Raw genomic sequence first — 14,066 nt, forward strand, 5'->3', positions numbered from 1 at the left:
GCGTGTGAGCTGCGGTTTATTCTCCGCGCGCTCCGGTAATACGAATATGCGTTAGACCTGAGCGGTTTCTTGAGTGCCGCCGGTCCCCAGCGACGCCAGCATGCCCGCCGCGGCCCGTTCCCAGGTAAAGCTCTCCGCGCGGCGCCTGGCGGAGCTGCGGCGGTGGTGTTCCGGCCGCCCGACGATGGCGCCGACCGCCCACGCGATCGCGAATGGGTCGTTGTCGGCCAGGGCGCCGCTGTCCGGGGTGATGATCTCGGTCAGTGCGGAGGTGCGCGACACGACGGCCGGTGTCCCGCACGCCAGTGATTCCAGCGCGGCCAGGCCGAACGTCTCATGTGGCCCCGGTGCCAGCGTCACGTCGGCCGTGGCCAGCAGCCCCGCGACGGTGTGCCGGTTATTGATGAAGCCGGTGAAGTCGATCGGCAGCCGGGAGGCCTGCCGTTCCAGCCTGGTCCGCATCGGGCCCTCGCCCACGACGACCAGCCGGGCGTCGACGCCGGCATGGCACAGCGCGCCCAGGGCGTCGATGCTGCGGTCGACGCGCTTTTCCACCGACAGCCGGCCGCAGTGGACCAGCAGGATCTGTTGCGGTGTGGCCCAGCGCCGCCGCACCAGGTAAGAGTGCCGGCGCGGGTGAAACGTCTGCAAATCCACACCCAGTGGCACGGTGACGGTGTTGGTCGCGCCGATCCGGTCGAATTCCTCGCGCGCGAACGCCGTGGTGCACACCACGGTGTCATAGTTGGCGGCCGTGCGCCGATTGGCGAAGTCCGCGAACTTTTCCGCGCTGCGCCGCGGAAGTATTTGTCCCACAAGGCGATCCAGGCGCTCATGGGATATCATCACCGTCTTGGATCCGTAATCGCGGCCCCACGGCCCCAACGACCTCAGGGTGAGCCGGTCGGAGACCTCCAGCGCGTCGGGTTTCAGCGCTGCCAACAGCGCTTTGACGGGTCCCGGCATCACCGCGCGATAGCCCCCGGTGAAAGGAATCAACCGAGCGGGCATCGTTATTCGCACCACGCCGGTGGGCAGCTCCGTGCGTTCGGGGCTGCGGCCGGGGACGATCAAGAACACCTCGTGCCCGATGGCGCAGTATTCGGCGCCCAACCTGTCCACCGCGGTGCGAAGGCCGCCGGAGCGAGGGCCATAAAAGTTGGCGACCTGTACAACGCGCATAACGTGAGGACACGCGGCGCGCGTGTGCAGTCATCGATGTGGAACCGACACGTGCCTGAACAGTCCGTGAATTCCGCTGGTCGGCCCGGCGGATCGGGGTGCCGAGCGTCGACTTGATGGCGCAATCTCCCCGAGAAACGCGGCAACAATTCGACGCTCGGCGCAACGGAAGGTCAGTCGCCTTTGGGCCCTTCGGCTTTGCCGATTCGCTCGGCGAGGTCGTCGCCGGACAACTGCGCACCGAGGAACGCACCGGAAGTGGGCAGGCTCAGATGCAACTGCGATGCGCCGCTGACCTCAGCCTTTCCGTGCTCGAGGGTGAAGTCGAGGATATGGCCGCCACCGGTGCGCTCACTGTTGAGGAAGTGCAGGTGGTATCCGGCGACGGAGATGCCTTGTTCGAAGTCGGGGGTCCGAAAACCGACCACTGTACCGGAGACATCGGTGAACACGGCTTCGGCCTGATCTTCGGTGGCTTGCGTCAACGGCGGATAGGGCGGTTTCTGCGCCATCACCGTGCGGGTGTGCAGTTCTGCGAAGTGCCCGGTGATCCGGATCGCGTAAATAAGGTTGGCGCTTTGGATTTGGCGGTCGATGGCGCCGGTCACCTCGGCCCGGCCGGCGCGCGTGTGGATCGGGATCTCGAAGTCGCTGTGGAAGCGGGTGATCGCCGCGAACGGCGTGCGATCGGTCGGCGCCGCCCGGCTGGCGGTCCCGTCCGCGCGCAACCGGTAGCAGATGCCGTCGAGGACGACCATCTCGCCATCCAGGTGATTGAAGGTGCCCAGGCCGAAGTCGCCGTGACGCAGGATGTCGGCGACGGTGGCGTCGCCGTCGTAGACCCCGTCGAGCAGTGCACTGATCGTGGAGAACTGATACACCTCGTCGTCATGGGCGGTGGTGGCCTGCTTCTGCTGGAGAAGAGTTGCGGCCCAACGGCGGAAGCGCTCGTGCGGGCCAGTCACGTTGGTCATGGGTTCTCCCCGGCTCATTCGAAGGGGTCGTCGTGCAGGTGTTCGGCGAGGTCGGTGTTTCGGCTGTAGTCCACCGGCACATCAATCAGGGACGGTCCCTCCTCGGCCAGCGCTTGGCGCAGCGTGGCACTGAATTCGTCCAAGGTCTTCACCCCGTGACCGCGGGCACCGAAAGCCGCTGCGTAGGAGACGATGTCGTAGTCGCCCAGTTGCACGCCGGATCTGCGTTGGTATTTGAGGGCTTCCTGGAAGCCGACCATGTCGTAGCTGTTGTCGCGGAAGATGATGTGGGTGAACTTGAGCCCGAGGCGAGTCGCCGTCTCGAGTTCTTGGGCGGAGAACAGGAATCCGCCGTCCCCGGAGACGGACACGATCGGGGTCCCGGGTCGCACAAGGCAAGCGGCCATGGCCCACGGCAGGGCCACGCCCAACGTTTGCTGGCCGTTGGAGAACAGCAGCCGTCTGGGCTCGTACACGCGGAAGTGGCGTGCCATGTAAATGTAGACCGAACCGATGTCGCAGGTGATGGTGGCGGTGTCGTCGAGTTCGTCGCGCAGGCGCAGCACGACGGTGACCGGGTTGAGTCCGGGGCCCTCGGGTGTTTCGTTGCGCGCGGCGGTATCGATGTCGGCCAACGCTTTTCGTTGCATGGCGATCTGCGACTGGTACTCGTTGCTGAGCCTGAGCCCGGAGAGATTGTCGGTCAGGGCCGCCAGGGTCGCCGCGACATTCCCGCGCAGTTCCAGGGTCGGCTGATAGTGGTTGTCGATCTCGGCGGGAACCGAGTCGATGTGCACGATGGTGCGCTCGACATTGTTGTTCCACAGCACCGGGTCGTATTCGACGGCGTCGTAGCCGATGGTGATCAGGACGTCGGCGTGGTCGAGGACGACGTCGCCGGGCTGGTTGCGGAAGAGGCCCACCCGGCCCACGAAGCAGTCCTCCAATGCGCGGGACACGACCCCGGCGGCCTGAAAGGTCTCCACGACGGGCAGCCCGGTCGTGGCGATCAGGGCGCGTAGCTCCCGGCAGCTGTCCGGCTCGGCGCCGCGGGTACCGACCAGGAGCGCCGGCCGTCGTGCGGCGCGGATCAGCTCGCTTGCCTTGGTGATGGCCGCGGTTGGGGCCGCCGCCAGGGGTGGGATCGGGAGTCGGGCGGTGATGCCGGCCGTCGTGGGAGCGGCCAAGACGTCGGCGGGCAACACGACGGCGGCCGCGCCGCGCGGCTCGCTGAGGGCGGCGCGGAACGCGGCGATGGTGGCCTCGGCGGCGTTGTCGGGGTCGTTGACCTCGCCGGTGAACTTGGTGACGGTCCGGAGCATCGCCGCGGCATCCATCGACTGATGGGTGCGCTTGAGGCGGTCCTCGCGGTTTACGGCGCCACACAGTGCGACCACCGGATCCTGTTCGGTGTTCGCAGTGAGCAGGCCGGTGGCCAGGTTGGTGGTGCCTGGACCGGACGTCACCAGCACCACACCCGGGGTGCCGGTAAGGCGACCGATCGCCCCGGCCATGAACGCCGCGTTTTGTTCGTGGCGGCACACCACCACCTGGGGGCCGCCGTCGACCAAGGCGTCGTAGACGGCGTCAATCTTGGCGCCGGGCACGCCGAAGATGTACTCGACGCCCTGCGCCGAGAGCACGTCGACAATCTTCTGCGCGCTGCGCACCGGATCACCGGGAGCCATGCAGCCCAGTCTGGTCGCTGGCGCCGCTATGCGCTCGACTCGGGCCCGAACCAGCGCCGCAGCGCGGTCCGCAGGCCCGCTTCCTCGTCAGACCCGAACGCGTCCGCCGCCCAGGCGACGTATCCGTCGGGCCGGATCAGCAGCGCCGCGGCGGGCCGGTCGGCGACGGTCGCGCTGACGACGTCGACCCGATCGAGCCACCCGCGCGCCGCGTCCCCGACGCCGCCGCCGAGGTCGAGCAGGACCGGCCGGGCGTCGTGGAGTAGCTCGGTGACCCGCCGGCCGTCGTCGAGGGTCAGCTCGGGCACCGGCCAGCCCGACAGCGGCTGGTCGTCGCCCACGTCGTACCGCACGTCGTTGCCGGCCAGCAGCCTCGCCATGTGCCTGGCGGTGTCGGGAATGCTGAAGAGCTCACCCAAAAGCGTTCGCAGCGCGGCGACTTCGGGTCCCGGCGCCATGAGCGCGGTCTGGGCCAGCGAGTGCATCATCACGCGCTCGCCCACGGGGTGGCGCTCGGACTCGTAGGTGTCGAGCAATCCGGCCGGCGCCCACCCGTTGAGGTGGGCCGCGAGCTTCCAACCGAGATTCAGGGTGTCCTGCAGTCCGAGGTTCAGGCCGGGCCCGCCCATGGCGCTGTGGACGTGGGCGGCGTCGCCGAGCAGCAGGACCCGCCCGTCGCGGTAATGCTCCGCGTTGCGGGTGTTCTGCCCATTGATCCGGCGAAGGGCATGGGGCCCGGTGCCTTTCGGCTCCTCGAACGGGAGATCGACGCCGAGCACGCGGCGCGCGCTCTCGCGCAGTTCGTCGAGGCTCATGGGTTTGTCCTCGACCGGCGGCGCGAACTCGATGGTGCCGAACATCGAACGGCCGGGTTCGAACTCGGCGTAAATGACTCCGCCGCGATCCAACCGGGTGTGGCCGAACGCGATCCGGCCGAATCCGGGGACGTCGATGCCGCCGTCGGCGCGGCGGAGCCCGTCGGGGATGTGCACGTGGGCGAGCCGGGCGACGGTCTGCGACGTGTGGCCGGCGAAGTCGATGCCCACCGTCTTGCGGACCAGGCTGTGCCCGCCGTCGGCGCCCACCAGATGCCCGGCGGCGATGCGGTACTCGCGCTCCGGTGAGGATACCGTCAGCTCAACGGATTTCGCCTCTTGTCGTAGGTCGACGAGTTCGTGTCCCCAGCGTAGGTCCACGCCGAGGTCGCGCGCCCGTTTCTCCAGCAGCCGCACCAACCGGGGCTGTTGCATGGGCAGCGCGTACATCGGATTGTCCGGTACACCCAGGAAGTTCAGCGTCATGGCCGCGAATATCCATCCATAGGTGGGATGGGGTGGATCGTCGTCGCCGGTGAACGCCTGGTACAGGCCGCGCATGTCGAGCATCCGAACCACCTGCCCGACAAGGCCGTTGGCCTTCGGTTCGGGGCTCGGCCCGGGCAGGGCGTCGAGCACCACGGGCCTGATGCCCGCCAGCGCCAGCTCACAGGCCAGCATCAGCCCGTTGGGGCCGGCGCCCGCGATGACGATATCGGCGGGTTGGTCAGCCATGGTGGGCCTCCTTGTGTTTGGTGGGCTCGGGCAGGCCCGCGCTGACGGCGGCGAAGCCGTCGCGGATCAAGTCGGTGATGGCCACCGGCGGATCCGCCCGCACGTAGGCCTCTGCCGCCGCGTCGCCGACGGCGCGCACGACGGCCACCACCAGCCTCGGATACATGTCGCGGTGTGGGTCGGTGCCGGTGCGCTCGGCGATCACCTCGAGCCACTCGTCAAATAGGTCCTGCGGCAACGCGTTACGTACCTGTGGGTTCATCAGCAGCTTTCGAACTTCGACAAGTTCCCGGCGGCTCGGTACCCGGTTCTCCTCGCCGTAGACGTCGCCGAAATCGGCCTCGATGGCTTCGAGCACGACGTGCGAGATCGATGTCCACAGCGGTTCGGCGGCGGGACGTTGCCGCAGAGCGGCGACGCCGCGGCGCATGCGTTCGGTTTGCCGGTAGGCGAGTGCTTCGTATTTGCCGGTGAAGTAGTTGTTGAACGTGCGCAGCGACACCCCGGCCAGGCCGGCGATCTCGTCGCGCGTCACGTTTTCCAGCCCGCGTTCGAACGCCAGATTCAGCGCGGCGTCGCTGAGCGCGCGCCGGGTGTCGGCCTTCTTGCGCTCGCGCAGTCCGGGGGATGGGGCGGTCATGGAGACCAACGTACGCGAAAGATGCACGGCGGGCAATATTGCCTGATGGGCAATTTGTTGGGCATGTCGGGGTCCGCGCGGGCTTTGAGTGTGCTCAGGGCTTTGAGTGTGAGGCTGGGGCGGCGACACGCCGAGCGTCGTCACCCACGACGCACGCTCAAGGGCGGTGGTGCGGCGTGGCGTTTAGCGTTTGCCCCATTCCCAACGCGGTGTCGTCAGCAGGCCCTGGCCGGTGATGCGCGTCTCGCCCCACTCCTTGTACAGCTCGATCTCGACGGCGTTATCGCCGGCGGCCTCGGTTACGGGCACGGTGTCCAGGAACTCCAGCAGCGCGCGGGAATGGGTGACCACCACGACCTGCGTCTGCGCGGCGGCGGTGCGGATCGGCGCGGCGAGTGGTCGCACCAGGTCTGGGTGTAGGGAGGTTTCGGGTTCGTTGAGCACCATCAGCGAGGGCGCCTGCGGGCTGAGCAGCGCGGCGGCCCAGAGCAGGAATCGCAGTGTGCCGTCGGATAATTCGGCCGACCGGAGCGGGCGCAGCATGCCGCGCTGTCGCAGCTGGAGGTCGAACACCCCGTCATGGACGGCGACCGAGACCCTGGCGCCGTCGAACGCGTCGGCAACGGTACGGGCGAGGTCGTCGAATCCCGCCTCGATGATCGTCTGCATCGCGGCGGCCAGGTCGTGGCCGTCGTCGGAAAGCACCGGGGTGCGGGTGCCGACCTGCGGGTGCCGCGCGGGAGCTCCCGCGTCGACACGGAACCCGTCGTAGAACCGCCATCCGCGCAGTCGCTCGCGCACGGCCGCGAGTTCGGGCAGCGCGTGCGGATGGGCGTACTCGGCAAGCACGCTGCGATACGAGGGCAGGGATCGACTCAGCTCGTCGAACCCGCGGCCCGAGTCGGCGCTGACCTCGGCGAAATCCCGTGTCCGGCGCACCAGCGTCGTGCCCGTCCGCAGCACCGGACCGGCGAACAACGCTTCCCGCTTGATTTCGGGATCGCGGGCGAAGGCTGAGCCGGGCCCGGCCGATTGCGGAATGCCGAGGTCGACGAGGTAGCCGAAATCGTCCGCGGCGAAACCCAATTCGAGCGACACCGGCCGGGTGCGCACGGTGCCCTGGGCCTTGCCGGTGCGCCGGGCGCCACCCAGTTGCTCGGGCCCGGCCCACAGCACCGATTGCAGCCCGCCCTCACGCGCGAGCGAACCGATCACCTCGCCGCGGCCGCAATCGGCCAGCAGCCGCAGCGCGCGGTACAGCGATGACTTCCCGGCGCCGTTGGCTCCGGTGACGATGGACAGCCCACCCAGCGGCACGATCACCTCGCGCAGCGAGCGGTACCCGCGGATGGCGACCGTCTGCAGCATCAAGTGCTCTAGTCGTCGTCGGCGGCGTTGAGAAGTTGGACTTCCTCGAGGTCCATCTCGTTCTGCAACTCGCGCAGCACGATGTCGTCGATGAGGTTTTGGTTGCGCAGGGCGGTGATTTCCCGGCGCTTGCGATCGAGCAGGCCCAGACGAACCTGCCGGACCTTCTCTTTGCCCTTGACCAGGCGGTGGTTCGTCGAACCGTCCTCGGTGGCCATGACCAGCGCGGCCTTTTCTTCGTATTCCTTTTGCAGGCGCCGCTGCAGGTCCTCGCTGATGCCGACTTCGGCGGCAACCTCCGGCAAGGCGTCGAGAGCGGCTTGAATGCCCCGGGTGCGGGCCAGTCGCACTTCCTCGGCGTGGGTGACGTCGTCGGGCATCCGGGCCCAGCGGACTACCGCGGGCAGCGAGATCCCTTGGACCAGAACCGTTACCAGGATGACGACGACCACGATGAAGATGAGCAGGCTGCGGTCCGGGAACGGCGCGCCGCTGAGCGTGGTCATCGGGACGGCCAGCGCCGCGGCAAGCGAGACGGCTCCGCGGAATCCTGCCCAGGCGGTGACGAAACGCTGACGCCAGTCGACGCGACGCTCGCGCTGCACCTGCCGCCGGTCAAAAAGGCGAAGCAACGCGGTGGTGATTTCGCCCCAGACGATCCGGGACACGATCACGACACCGGTGACGGCGAGGGCGATATAGACGGCGTGGCGAAGGCCGCCCTCGGCACCCGAGACGCCGCGCAGCGCGCCCGGGATCTGAATCCCGACGAACACCCACAGCGACCCGTTGATCAGGAATGTCGCGATGTCCCAAAATCCAAAGGCCGCCAAGCGGGAACGGGCCCGGATCACCAGCGGCCCGGCGTACGCGAGCACCAGAGCCGACACCATGACCGCGACCACACCGCTGCAGTGCATTGCCTGGGCCAACAAGAACGCCGCAAACGGCGTCAGCAGGCTCAAGGCTCCTTCCTCCTGCGGTGCGTCGATTCGTTTGCGCACCAGGGTCACCAAGCCGCCGACCAGCAGCCCGGCAGCGATACCGCCGAGGTAGGACCCGATGAACCGGACGACCAGATCGGGCGGGGTGACCTGGGCGCCTCCAACCGCGACGTGGACGGTCACGGCGAACAAGACCAGCGCGGTGCCGTCGTTGATGAGGCTCTCGGCCTTCAGCACGGTGACCGTCCGGCGTGGCAACTTTTTCGCGAGCCCGGCCACCGCGGCGGCGTCGGTAGGGGAGAGCACGGCGCCCAGGACGGCCGCCGCGTGGGGTTCCATGCCCAGCGCTCGCGCCGTCCACGACACCGCCACCGCGGTGGCGATCACCAGGCCGACGCTGAGAAAGACGATGACGCGCGCGTTCTTACGGATCTCGCGAAAGCTGGTGTTCAGGCCCTCCCAGTAGAGGATCGCGGGCAGGAACAGCAGTAGCACGATCTCGCCATTGACCCTCACGTGAGCGAACTGGGGGATCAGACCCAGCAGGGCGCCGAGGAAGATGAGCAGCACCGGAGGACCCACGCGATAGCGCCGGCCGATGACCGTCCCCACGATGACGGTGGAAACGAGCGCAACGATGACGACGAGGCCAAACACCAGCCCATCCTGCCGGACCGGCTCGGTTTACGCGGCCTGGGGTTTGGGTGGCGAGTGTGGTCAGCCCGTCGGAGGAGGGTCAGGTGAATCTCAAAAGCGATAGCGCATGCGCTATCGCTATGAGCGCGTCACAGAACGCGTCTAAGGATGCGGCGCGGGACAGGTCTTCGGGAAGTTAACTGGCTGACCGATCTGGTTCATCCCTTTGCGGTATTGGGCGTTGGCCGGCAGGTCCGGAGTCGTGGCCGACCATATTGTCGAGGTGCACGTGGCGGTGTCGCAGCCGCCGCCGAAGGTCAGCGACTCGCCGGTCTTGACCGTCACGCATTGGCATTTGGCCACGGCGGGATTGGTGGCGTCGATCTCGCACTCGACGTCGAGGCAGTTCGCCCACGGCACCCCGGATGGGCAGCTCAGCACGCCGAAGTTGGCGTTGACGTTGACCGTGGAGAACGCCGACCGCACCTTGTTGCCGGACTGGGCCCGGTCGGTGCAGGGTTTGAAGCCGACCGAGTAGCCGTTGACGACGACGCAGTTGCAGATCGAGATGTTGGGATCCGTCGGCGACGGCACGCACGGTGCGGTGGTGCACAACGCGAAGGTTTGGTTGCACAGCCAGGCGCCGTCGACCTCGAAGGTGTCGACATTGCTGGCCAGGGCGGTCTTGCCGCCGGAATCGCAGGCGGCGGCCGTGGCACCGACGACGGGAAGCAAGCCGACCGACGCTCGGCGCAACAGCCCACGCCGGGTGAACGTGGTCTGCCCGGTGGCCCGCGCCGCGCGGTCGACGAGGTCGCCGATGGCGCCGGCGCCCCGCGCCGTCTCGAGCATTTGGCCCCCCTCGATGAGCACGGCGCTGGGCGTGGCGGTGATGCCGTAGGCGGCGAAGGCGGCCCGGGACTCGTCGATCAGCTCCATCGGCACGCGGTGGCCGGCGGGGCCGCCGTTGATGAGGGCGACGGTGACGCGCCCGTCCAGCTCGCCTTGCCATCGGGCCACTTCGGGCAGCAGCGCATCGCAGGCGCCGCAGCCGGGTTGGCTGAAGATGAGCACTACCGGTCGGCGGTTCTCCAGCAGCTCGTCGAGGGTCCGGATGCGGCCGGTCCGGTCCGGCAGCGCCAGGCCGGCGGCGGCGCCCGAGCGTGACGTCCAGCGCCGGCGTGACGCGGGGCCGAGCCAGAGGGTGAGCATGGCTGCCGCGAAAGCGGTTAGGGACCAGGCGAATTGGCCGTCGAGCGCCACGAACGCGGCCAGCGCGGAGAGGCACCCGTTTCTGGCCAATGTCTGCCACCCCAGCGGCCCGGAGGACAGCCGCCCAAAGCAGTGGCACTCCAGGCGTCGGCCGCGCGCCAGGCTCGCAAGCACCACCGCGCTGAATCCGGCGAGCGCGACCAACGCCGCCACGGCGCCGCTGTGCGGCTCCGCCGCCAGCAGCGCCGCGATGCCGAACTCGGTCGCGATCAGCGCCGACCCCACGAATCCCGCGGCGGCTCTTGGCACACCGAATGCCGTGACCGCCCGCCGCACACCGTCGCGGTCCGCCAGCTTCGCCAGCGCGGCCACAGCGAACATTCCTCCGAGAAGCAATCGCGCCACCAATATCGTCATCTGCGGATCTTAAGTTGTGCGTGGCAGTCTTGGCGGTGTGAGCGATGTCGTCGGGGCATTCGAGTCTCAGCGGCCGCGTCTGTTCTGGTTGGCGTACCGGCTGCTCGGGTCGGCGAGCGAGGCGGAAGACGCGGTCCAGGACGCATACCTGCGTCTGCACGCCGCCGATCCGGATTTAATCGAGTCGCTGCCGGCGTGGCTCACGACGGCCGTCACGAACCTGTGCCTCAACCGGCTCACGTCGGCTCGCGCGCGGCGGGAGGTCTACCCCGGCCCGTGGCTTCCCGAGCCCGTGCTCACCGACGACCGGACGCTCGGCCCGCTCGAGACCGCCGAACAGCGCGAGTCGGTGTCGATCGCGCTGCTGAGCCTGATGGAGCGACTCGGCCCGACCGAGCGTGCGGCGTTCGTCCTCCGAGAAGCGTTCGCCTACAGCCATTTCGAGATCGCCGAGATCCTCCAAACGTCGGAAGCCAACGCCCGCCAGTTGTACCGGCGGGCGAGGGAGCGGCTGGGTGAATCCCGGCAGCAATTCCAACCGGACCGGGCGCAGTGGCGGCGCCTCGTCGACCGATTCTTCGCCGCCGCCCGCGCCGGCGATGTGGCCGGACTCGTCGAGATCTTGACCGACAACGTGACCTCCACGGCCGACGGCGGCGGCAAGGTGGCGGCCGCCCGGCGCATCGTCTCGGGCCGCGACCGCACGGCCCACTATGTGGCGCGCGTGTTTAGCAGGAACCTGGCGCAGGCAGGTCTGCGTCTCGATGTCGCCGAGGTCAACGGCGAGCCGGCGATGCTGGTATTCGACGGTGACACGCTGGCCGGCGTCCTGTGCTTCGAGATCATCGGTGAGCGGATAGCGGCCCTGCGGGCGATGGCCCATCCGGACAAATTGCGGTTTCTTACCGAGCAGTTGTCACATCCGGCGCGTCTGTCCGGTTCATAAGGTGTGACCAACTCTGTACTCGTAACCGGCGGCACAGGAACTGTAGGCCGCATCGTTGTCGATCATCTGACGGCCGCGGGCAAAGTGGTCCGCGTTCTGAGCCGCGGACGACGGCCGCATCAGCGCACCGACGTCGAGCACGTCGTGGGGGACGTGCAAACCGGTGATGGGCTCGACGCGGCGGTGGACGGCGTCGACGCGATCGTGCACTGCGTCTATCCCGCCGAGCGCCTGGTCGCGGCGGCGAAAAGGGCGGCCTCACCGCACCTGGTCTACGTCTCCATCGTCGGGATTGACCGCGTTCCATTCGCCCTCTACCGCAAAATGCTCGCCAACGAACGCACGATCGCCGAATCTGGCCTGCCATGGACGGTGCTGCGGGCGACCCAGTTTCACGATCTGATCGCTTTCCTCTTGCGGATTCTCACGAAACCGCCGGTGATGGCGCTGCCGTCGGGCCTGAGGTTCCAACCGGTCGACGTGCGCGACGTGGGCGAGCGGTTGGCGGGTTTGGCCCTCGGTGAGCCGATCGGGCGGGCGCCGGATTTCGGCGGCCCGGAGGCGCGTGCGCTCGACGACCTTGCCCGCAGCTACCTGGCGATCGTCGGCAAGCGCCGGCCCATCGTCCCGATCAGGTTGCCCGGCAAGGTACTTGGCGGGATTAGCGCCGGCGGGCTGCTAGCCCCGCAGCACGCCGCCGGCACGATCACGTTCGAGCAATACCTCGGTGAACAACTCGCAACCGGCCAACTGCCGTACCGCGACGCCATCCGCGCTTACTTGAGGCGACGATGACCAGCTCCGTGCTGCGCGCCGGGCTGTGGTTTCTGGCATTCGTGGAAGTCGTGGTCGGACTCGTCGCGACGTTTGCCCCTAGGGCCTTCTACGACTATGTCCCGTGGGTGGACCGCATCCCGCCGTACTCCGAACACCTCATGCGCGACTACGGCGCGATGAACCTCGCGTTCGCGCTTGTCGTCGTCGCCGCCGCAACGACGATGGAACGACGCATGGTCCGGGTCGCGCTGGGCGCCTACCTCCTGTTCGTCGTCCCGCATCTGGTCTTCCACGTCACGCACCTCGAGAACTTCACGACAGCGGCCGCCGTCGGGCAAACGGCAGCCCTCGCCGTCGCGGCGGTGCTGCCGGTCGGCCTGCTCATCCTCACCAAAAGGCCCGGCAACGACTCGGATTGAGCCGTTCGACTTACGTTCGTCCAATAGCCTCCGCTCGCCTGGGGCTGGCATGCCGACTTGGGCTGCGGGTCATAATGGGGGAGATGACTGTCGTGAAGATCAGGCTTTTGGTGACCGTCGCGATGCTCGTTTCATCGATGTTGGTGGGGTGCCATTTCGCGTCCAGGAACCCGCCGACGAGCCAGACGCTCGAGGTCCCGATGGGCGATGTGCTGAAGCAGAATGCCATCACCCAGAACGTCACACTGGGCGTCGGCAACACGCTGACGGTGAAGTTGGGCTCGAACTACACCACGCCGTACCGGTGGATGATCAATACGAAGATCCGCGATCCGACGATCGTGAAGCAAACCGGTCACGAGTTCGTGCACCCGACCTCCGACGCGCGGGGGGCGCCGGGCACGGAGGTGTGGACGTTCGCGGCCTTGAAGCCCGGGACGACGACGATCACCACCTCGTACTCGAGCATCGTGGGCAAGAACGCCCCACCTGCGTGCACGTACACGGCGAACGTCATAGTGCAGTAAACGTCTCTGGCAAACGAATGCGCGCGTGGTTGCGCCGGGCTACGGTCTGATTGTGCTTGGCTTTCTTCACAATTTGTCCGAGATCGGGAAGCTGCCCGCAGAACTGCGCGAAGAACTCGACGCCGAGGGGGTCATCTTCACCGCCGGCAAGGTCGCGGTGAGCCGACACTTCAGCGGCCATGTGCCGGGCGTATATTCGGCCTCTGGCGTCTCCCGCTACTCGGGCGGGTTCGGCTTCAGCAACGCACGGGTTGTTGCGACGTTTCCCACGCGGGGCGACGGCAAGCTGCGGGCCATCGATTGCCCCTGGGACACCGACAAGGGACCGGCGCGCGCGACCATCACGACGAAAGGCCTACGGATCGAAATCGATTTACACGGAGTCGATCCCGCCTTTTCCGGCTCGATGAAGCTGAACTACAAAAAGAAGATCCCTGCTGATGTGCTCGGGCAGTTGCCGGCGACGGTGCTGCGGTTTCGGGTGGAGCCGGTGTTTGTGTATCGCGCCGCCGGGATGCGGTCTAAGACTTAGATTCGAGACACCTTCGTTCGCCTGCTGCTGGTCAGCGGGCAGAGCATCGGGCGCGCAGCTTGGGGATGCCTGGGCCGACGAGATCGTCACAGTAGGCGCGGCGCCCCGCCATCGCCATCGTCAGCGCAAGGGTCGTACCGCTGACGAGCGGGCCGGTGCCGGTCGCGAAGGAACCGTCGGTCGCCTCTAAGCGCAGACCATTGGTGGCGCTCCGGCCAGGGACCGTCGCGGATGGTGCCTTCGAACATGCAAGC

Annotated in this window: 13 protein-coding genes and 1 pseudogene; 5 read left to right on the forward strand and 9 right to left on the reverse strand. The window is 67.7% G+C overall.

Annotated elements, in window-relative coordinates; all coding sequences use genetic code 11:
• Nucleotides 1-51 precede the first annotated feature (51 nt).
• The 8 genes from JWP83_RS21025 to JWP83_RS21060 all read right to left on the reverse strand — a co-directional run bounded on the left by JWP83_RS21025 (nt 52) and on the right by JWP83_RS21060 (nt 10,611).
• Nucleotides 52-1,182: a glycosyltransferase gene (locus tag JWP83_RS21025; RefSeq protein ID WP_297734165.1), complete on the reverse strand. Its 1,131-nt coding sequence runs from the start codon at nt 1,180-1,182 to the stop codon at nt 52-54.
• A gap of 173 nt (nt 1,183-1,355) precedes the next feature.
• Complete coding sequence (budA, locus tag JWP83_RS21030; protein WP_297734168.1) at nt 1,356-2,156, reverse strand: acetolactate decarboxylase; 801 nt, start codon at nt 2,154-2,156, stop codon at nt 1,356-1,358.
• A gap of 14 nt (nt 2,157-2,170) precedes the next feature.
• On the reverse strand, nt 2,171-3,844 hold the full coding sequence (alsS, locus tag JWP83_RS21035) for an acetolactate synthase AlsS (protein ID WP_297734171.1): 1,674 nt from the start codon (nt 3,842-3,844) through the stop codon (nt 2,171-2,173).
• Nucleotides 3,845-3,870: 26 nt separating this feature from the next.
• Nucleotides 3,871-5,394: an FAD-dependent monooxygenase gene (locus JWP83_RS21040; protein WP_297734174.1), complete on the reverse strand. Its 1,524-nt coding sequence runs from the start codon at nt 5,392-5,394 to the stop codon at nt 3,871-3,873.
• Entirely contained in the window at nt 5,387-6,034 is a 648-nt protein-coding gene (locus JWP83_RS21045) for a TetR/AcrR family transcriptional regulator (protein WP_297734177.1), read from the reverse strand. The genes JWP83_RS21040 and JWP83_RS21045 overlap by 8 nt, the downstream gene beginning before the upstream one ends.
• 183 nt (nt 6,035-6,217) lie before the next feature.
• Nucleotides 6,218-7,402: an AAA family ATPase gene (locus JWP83_RS21050; protein ID WP_297734182.1), complete on the reverse strand. Its 1,185-nt coding sequence runs from the start codon at nt 7,400-7,402 to the stop codon at nt 6,218-6,220.
• Nucleotides 7,403-7,410: 8 nt separating this feature from the next.
• The gene (locus tag JWP83_RS21055; RefSeq protein ID WP_297734185.1) at nt 7,411-9,003 is read right to left on the reverse strand and encodes a Na+/H+ antiporter; all 1,593 of its coding nucleotides are present in this window, start codon (nt 9,001-9,003) and stop codon (nt 7,411-7,413) included.
• 141 nt (nt 9,004-9,144) lie between these two features.
• Nucleotides 9,145-10,611 carry a MauE/DoxX family redox-associated membrane protein gene (locus tag JWP83_RS21060; protein WP_297734188.1) on the reverse strand — a complete coding sequence of 489 codons (1,467 nt, stop codon included), beginning with the start codon at nt 10,609-10,611 and terminating at the stop codon, nt 9,145-9,147.
• A 37-nt stretch (nt 10,612-10,648) separates the two neighbouring features.
• Here JWP83_RS21060 and JWP83_RS21065 point away from each other — a divergent pair, with 37 nt between their 5' ends.
• From JWP83_RS21065 to JWP83_RS21085, 5 genes are all read left to right on the forward strand, one after another.
• Nucleotides 10,649-11,557, forward strand: coding sequence for an RNA polymerase sigma-70 factor (locus JWP83_RS21065; RefSeq protein ID WP_297734190.1), 909 nt, complete (start codon nt 10,649-10,651; stop codon nt 11,555-11,557).
• Between the two features lie 3 nt (nt 11,558-11,560).
• Entirely contained in the window at nt 11,561-12,352 is a 792-nt protein-coding gene (locus tag JWP83_RS21070; RefSeq protein WP_297734194.1) for an SDR family oxidoreductase, read from the forward strand.
• Nucleotides 12,349-12,753, forward strand: a complete 405-nt coding sequence (locus JWP83_RS21075; RefSeq protein ID WP_297734197.1) for a hypothetical protein — start codon at nt 12,349-12,351, stop codon at nt 12,751-12,753. Before JWP83_RS21070 ends, JWP83_RS21075 begins: the two co-directional genes overlap by 4 nt.
• Nucleotides 12,754-12,845: 92 nt before the next feature.
• Nucleotides 12,846-13,280 carry a protease inhibitor I42 family protein gene (locus tag JWP83_RS21080; RefSeq protein ID WP_297734206.1) on the forward strand — a complete coding sequence of 145 codons (435 nt, stop codon included), beginning with the start codon at nt 12,846-12,848 and terminating at the stop codon, nt 13,278-13,280.
• Nucleotides 13,281-13,305: 25 nt separating this feature from the next.
• Nucleotides 13,306-13,812: a hypothetical protein gene (locus tag JWP83_RS21085; protein WP_297734200.1), complete on the forward strand. Its 507-nt coding sequence runs from the start codon at nt 13,306-13,308 to the stop codon at nt 13,810-13,812.
• A gap of 31 nt (nt 13,813-13,843) precedes the next feature.
• Here JWP83_RS21085 and JWP83_RS21090 read toward each other — a convergent pair.
• Nucleotides 13,844-14,066: pseudogene (locus JWP83_RS21090) on the reverse strand (maleylpyruvate isomerase family mycothiol-dependent enzyme); the annotation flags it as partial.

Origin of the sequence: Mycobacterium sp., from assembly GCF_025965855.1 — a bacterium.
In the GTDB taxonomy this organism is placed as follows: domain Bacteria; phylum Actinomycetota; class Actinomycetes; order Mycobacteriales; family Mycobacteriaceae; genus Mycobacterium.

Bases quoted from the DNA above. Each gene is read 5' to 3' on its own strand.
- JWP83_RS21060 (WP_297734188.1), bottom strand. From the start codon at position 10,611: ATGACGATATTGGTGGCGCGATTGCTTCTCGGAGGAATGTTCGCTGTG.
- JWP83_RS21045 (WP_297734177.1), bottom strand. From the start codon at position 6,034: ATGACCGCCCCATCCCCCGGACTGCGCGAGCGCAAGAAGGCCGACACC.
- JWP83_RS21075 (WP_297734197.1), top strand. From the start codon at position 12,349: ATGACCAGCTCCGTGCTGCGCGCCGGGCTGTGGTTTCTGGCATTCGTG.
- budA (WP_297734168.1), bottom strand. From the start codon at position 2,156: ATGACCAACGTGACTGGCCCGCACGAGCGCTTCCGCCGTTGGGCCGCA.
- alsS (WP_297734171.1), bottom strand. From the start codon at position 3,844: ATGGCTCCCGGTGATCCGGTGCGCAGCGCGCAGAAGATTGTCGACGTG.
- JWP83_RS21025 (WP_297734165.1), bottom strand. From the start codon at position 1,182: ATGCGCGTTGTACAGGTCGCCAACTTTTATGGCCCTCGCTCCGGCGGC.
- JWP83_RS21040 (WP_297734174.1), bottom strand. From the start codon at position 5,394: ATGGCTGACCAACCCGCCGATATCGTCATCGCGGGCGCCGGCCCCAAC.
- JWP83_RS21050 (WP_297734182.1), bottom strand. From the start codon at position 7,402: ATGCTGCAGACGGTCGCCATCCGCGGGTACCGCTCGCTGCGCGAGGTG.